We start from the raw sequence: 652 nt of genomic DNA, 5'->3' as shown, positions 1-652 counted from the left end.
TACTTCAGCGCTGCAGGGCCGTTATGTGGCACCTGAAAATGATATTGAGCAGACCTTGTGTGAGATCTGGTCTCAGCTGCTGGGCATAGCGGCGCAAGAGATCAGTACACAAAGCCACTTTTTTGACCTCGGCGGACATTCGCTGCTGGTTGTAAAACTGGCAACTCAGGTGCGTGAAACTTTCGACATTGAGTTCAGCATCCAGGAGCTCTATGACGCCACCCGGATCTGTGACCAGGCGGTCCACATTGAATATTTGCAGCTTAAGTCCAATCGCGACGATTCCACCGAAGCGTGTGAAGAGCTGGAATGGTAATCGCGACGTCCGACATTTAATCAACAGAATTTTAAGAAGAAAACAATGAATACAATTAAAAAGTTAATCATAGAATTAGAAAAACAGGGCGTCAGTTTTTATCTCGACAATGGCAAGCTCAAGTCAAAGGCCAAACAAGGTGCAATCACAGCCGAGATTGGCGCTCAGGTTAAACAACACAAAGCAGATTTGATTGCGTTTTTAGCGGCAGAGCAACAGCAAAGTACGCAGACACGCACGAAAGTGACACCCAGAGTGGCATCGGATATTGCGCCGTTGTCTTTTGCGCAGCAGCGACTGTGGTTTATTGACCAACTGCACAAGGGCTCGGCGCAG

2 protein-coding genes are annotated in these 652 nt (G+C 48.0%); both read left to right on the top strand.

Going from position 1 to position 652, the window contains the following annotated elements:
- Positions 1-316, top strand: a 316-nt coding sequence (locus tag C3B51_RS23120) for an acyl carrier protein (RefSeq protein WP_130246540.1), incomplete at its 5' end; no start/stop codon positions are given.
- A 45-nt stretch (positions 317-361) separates the two neighbouring features.
- Positions 362-652 (top strand): hypothetical protein (locus C3B51_RS23115; protein WP_130246539.1); only part of this gene is annotated, 291 nt, incomplete at its 3' end.

Source organism: Pseudoalteromonas rubra (assembly GCF_004212645.1).
Lineage (GTDB): Bacteria > Pseudomonadota > Gammaproteobacteria > Enterobacterales > Alteromonadaceae > Pseudoalteromonas > Pseudoalteromonas rubra_G.
This window is presented reverse-complemented; position numbering and strand designations above follow the sequence as displayed.